Origin of the sequence: Halomonas sp. 707B3, from assembly GCF_024158645.1 — a bacterium.
GTDB classification, from domain to species: Bacteria; Pseudomonadota; Gammaproteobacteria; order Pseudomonadales; family Halomonadaceae; genus Vreelandella; species Vreelandella lionensis.
Genome location: NZ_JAMZBE010000225.1, coordinates 1 through 3971, shown reverse-complemented (window position 1 = coordinate 3971; position 3971 = coordinate 1). Strand labels below are relative to the sequence as shown.

Here is a 3971-nt window from a genome sequence, read left to right as displayed (position 1 = left end):
AATCTGGGTGCCGTCCATGTCATACCTCCTGCCGCTGTGGAGGTCATATTCTGGCCCAGCTCAGGGGGCGAATTCCACACCCAACGTCGAAGAGCCATATTTTTAGACCAATTTTTTATGTATTGGGTTTTGTCCCACACCCCCGCTCGCTGCAGGTGGGTTGGTGGTCGTAGAGGGTTTGAATAATCTGGCAGTCGGCGGTTTTACCGCCCCGGCACTGATGAACCACTTGGCGCAGCTCGTCGGCTAGCGCCTGAAGCTTGGCAATACGCTCTTCTAGGTGCTCTAAATGGCGGCTGGCGATCTCATCGGCGGCGCTGCAGTCGGTATCTGGGTGGTCGGAAAGCTCGAGCAATTCCTGAATATTGTGTAGGTCTAGCCCTAGGCTGCGGCCATGGCGAATAAACCCAATGCGTTCCAGCGCGGCCTGACTATACAGCCGGTAGCCTTGCTCCCCACGTTTGGGTGGTGGCAATAGGCCCAGCTTTTCATAGTGGCGAATACTCTCTGGTGAGCAGCCTGTGCGGGCAGCAACATCTCCAATGCGGTAATACGTAGTCATCGGCTTGACCCTGTAACGATTACAGGGTTTAGGCTAGTCCTCATTCCCACCGTGAACAAGTAGGTGATGAGATGACGCTGATAACCGAGCTGCTACAAATTGCCTTAACGGCGGCCCCGTGGCTGCTGTTGGGGCTAGTGATTGCCGGGCTGATTAAGGCGTGGTTGCCAGAACGCTTACTGCAGCGTTGGATGGGTGGTCGCGGCCTGGGTAGCATTGTGAGGGCGGCAGTGATTGGCATGCCGCTGCCACTGTGTTCCTGCGGGGCGATTCCTACCGCGATTGCGCTGCACCGGGGCGGTGCGGGGCGCGGGCCGACTACCTCGTTCTTAATTAGCACCCCAGGCGTGGGTGTGGACTCGATTCTGCTGACCAGCGTGCTGCTTGGCCCGCTGATGGCGGTGGTGCGCGTTGTGGGCGCATTGGTGACGGCCATTGTGACGGGCTTACTGGTGGGCTTTACCCGCGAAGCAGAGGCGGTTGAGCCTGTTGCTAAGAGCGGCTGCTGTTCGTCGCATGGCTGCCATGACCACCACGCCGAAACCGGCGAACCTAGCGGTTTGAAAGCGGGGCTGCGTTATGCGTTTAGCGATCTGTTGGATGACATCAGCGCGTGGATGTTTGCCGGGTTACTACTGGCTGGGGTGCTGATCACACTGGTGCCGCCAGATACCTTGGCACAATATTCAGGCGGTCTTTGGGCGTTGCTGCTGATGGCGGTGGTAGGTATTCCGCTCTACATATGTGCGGCTGCCGCCACGCCTGTGGCCGCTGGGCTACTATTAGCCGGTATCTCACCAGGAATGGCGCTGGTGTTCTTGCTGGCGGGGCCGATTACCAGCCTTGCCACACTCGCCATTCTGCGCCGCGAGCTGGGTAACTCAGCATTGGCGGTTTACTTGGCTAGCGTGCTGGTAGTGACCGTACTGGTAGGTTGGCTGTTTGATGTGGCCGTTGGCATGGCCGGCTGGAACCCGGTGGAGCAGGCCAGCCAAGTGCAAGAGCTGCTGCCCCACTGGTTAGAGTGGTTGGCTTTGGCGATGTTGGCTATGGTGGCTATCCGGCCGGTGCGTCGCCGTTTACTGGGCTTTTAACCGATAATGAGCTTTTAACCGAGGCTTAGCGGGTGTCTTTGTAAATACGCCCGCCTTTCATAATCATGCGCAGGTTCTGCTCTGGGTCGTGCAGAAAATCCAGATTGCGGCTGGGGTCGCCGTCTACCAGCAGTAGGTCTGCCCAGGCACCGGGTTCGATCTTGCCTAGCGTGCCGGGGTAGGGGTTGCGCGGGCCGGAGAGCGCTAGTAGTTCGCCGTTACGCCCGGTGGCCATAGCAAGCACGGTGAGCGGGTCGTAGAAGCGGGTGAGTTTGGCGAGCTGGCGCAGCTGGTTGGGCGTATTTTGTGGGTTAAACAGAATATCGGTGCCCCAGGCGGTTTTAATATCGAAGCGCTGAGCGAGTTCATAGGCGCGCACGGTGCCTTCTGCTACTTGCCGCTGAGATTCGCGACGGGCGGCATCGGGGTAAACGTTGGCGTCCTCATCCTGCAAAAATGGCTGCAGGCTCCACCAGGCGCCTTCGCCCGCCATCATGCGGGCGGCTTCTTCATCGGCCAGCTGGCCGTGTTCGATGGATTTCACACCCGCCCTCAGCGCCCGCTGTATGCCCCTTGGGGTGTACACATGCACCATCACATAGGTGCCCCAGTCGTCGGCAGCCTCTACCGCCGCCCGTAGTTCGCGCTCGGTAAACTGGGTGCTGTCGAGTGGGTCGTACAGCGAGGCAACGCCGCCACCGGCCATTAGTTTGATTTGTGAAGCGCCTAACATGAGCTGCTCACGGGTGCGTCTCAGTACTTCATCCTCCCCATCGGCAATCGCGGCTACCCCTTGGCGCTCCTGCTCGCTGAGCGGGGTGTTCGTGCTCCGTGGAATCTCGTGGCGCATACGGAAATCGCCATGCCCTGAGGTTTGAGAAATCATCGCCCCGGCGGGAAATATGCGCGGGCCATCCACAATGCCTTCGTTAATGGCGCGTTGCAGCGCGAACGAGGGCCCGCCCACATCACGTACTGACGTTACACCCCGCATCAGCGTGCGCTTAGCTTCTTGAGCCGCCACCAGGTGAATGTAGCCCACATCAGCTGTCATGGCGGTGGTTTGGGTAATGGCCGCCAGCGTGGTGTGCCAGTGGGCGTCGATAAGCCCTGGCATTAATACGCGGCCGCCGCAGTCGACCACCTCTGCCCCTTCGGCAGCGGCATCAGCGGGCAGTAAGGAGTGAATACGGCCCTCTTCGATACGTACCGAAACGCCGCTTTGCAGGGCACTGCCACTGCCATCAAACAGCTGTAGGTTGGTTAGCAGCAGCGGGCCGTTGGTTTGGCGGGGCTGCGCACTCACCACCGAGGGCACGCTGAGCCCGGCAAACATCGCCATCAACGCAGCGGTGCCGCCCAGCACTTGGCGGCGCGTGAGGTCGGCCATAACCCGTTCATGAAATTGCTGCAGCATAGGTGAACCGCAGTAGCAGGCACCGTGCCCATGCGTATGGTGGGCGTGAAACAGCGGAGCGTGAAGCGCATTGGCAGCGGGCATAGGCGGTCTCTTATCAGCGAGGTGAGCATTAAGGCGCTAAGCGCCGCGTAGCGATAGCACTTAATAAACTATAGTGAGTGCCGCTAAGCAAGTGCGCGATGGGGAGGCAATGTGAGGGTGGGCAGGTGAGGAGTGAGCGGGTGGCAGGCCACCCGCCGAGGGCTTATGGACTATCCGGCGTCACCCGCCAAATAACGTTAGATAGGTCGTCGGCAATGATCAGCGCGCCGTCGGGGTCGACGGTGACACCTACCGGGCGGCCACGGGCGCGACCATCATCGGTGAGAAAGCCTGAAACAAAATCGATGGGGTCGCCGCTGGGCTGGCCGTTTCGGAACGGCACAAACACGACTTTGTAGCCTACCGGGTCGGCGCGGTTCCAACTGCCGTGTTCGCCGATAAACACACCTTCAGCGAACTCATCGCCCATTTCGGGGATAGAAAAGGCGAGGCCTAGCGGTGCCACATGGGAACCCAAGGCGTAATCCGGCGCGATGGCGCTCTCGACTTTCTCCGGGTTGCGGGGCTGAACGCGGTGGTCTACGTGTTGGCCCCAGTAGCTGTAAGGCCAGCCGTAAAAGCCGCCCTCCTGCACGGTGGTGAGGTAATCGGGAACGAGGTCAGGGCCTAGCTCGTCGCGCTCGTTGACGACCGTCCATAGCTGCTCGGTGCCGGGCTGAATCGCCATAGCGGTGGGGTTACGCAGGCCGGTGGCGTAGGGGCGGTGCATGCCGGTGTTAGGGTCGATCTGCCAAATTTCCGCCCGATTAACCTCTGCCTCCATACCACGCTCGGTGATGTTGCTGTTGGAGCC

General features: G+C 60.2%; 4 protein-coding genes. 1 reads left to right on the top strand and 3 read right to left on the bottom strand.

The genetic code is table 11. The annotated features are described in order from the left end of the window. Nucleotides 1-115: 115 nt before the first annotated feature. A complete protein-coding gene (locus BIS10_RS17825; RefSeq protein WP_253507354.1) occupies nucleotides 116-562 on the bottom strand; it encodes a helix-turn-helix domain-containing protein in 447 nt (148 codons plus the stop codon). A gap of 71 nt (nucleotides 563-633) precedes the next feature. Between BIS10_RS17825 and BIS10_RS17820 the strand changes: the two genes are divergently transcribed. Next, nucleotides 634-1656, top strand: a complete 1023-nt coding sequence (locus tag BIS10_RS17820; RefSeq protein ID WP_253507352.1) for an SO_0444 family Cu/Zn efflux transporter — start codon at nucleotides 634-636, stop codon at nucleotides 1654-1656. A 25-nt stretch (nucleotides 1657-1681) separates the two neighbouring features. On the opposite strand, the gene BIS10_RS17815 is transcribed toward BIS10_RS17820, so the two are convergent. Together BIS10_RS17815 and BIS10_RS17810 are read right to left on the bottom strand one after the other, a co-directional pair. Next, nucleotides 1682-3157, bottom strand: a complete 1476-nt coding sequence (locus tag BIS10_RS17815) for an amidohydrolase family protein (RefSeq protein WP_253507349.1) — start codon at nucleotides 3155-3157, stop codon at nucleotides 1682-1684. Between the two features lie 163 nt (nucleotides 3158-3320). Continuing rightward, nucleotides 3321-3971, bottom strand: a 651-nt coding sequence (locus BIS10_RS17810) for a sorbosone dehydrogenase family protein (protein WP_253507346.1), incomplete at its 5' end; no start/stop codon positions are given.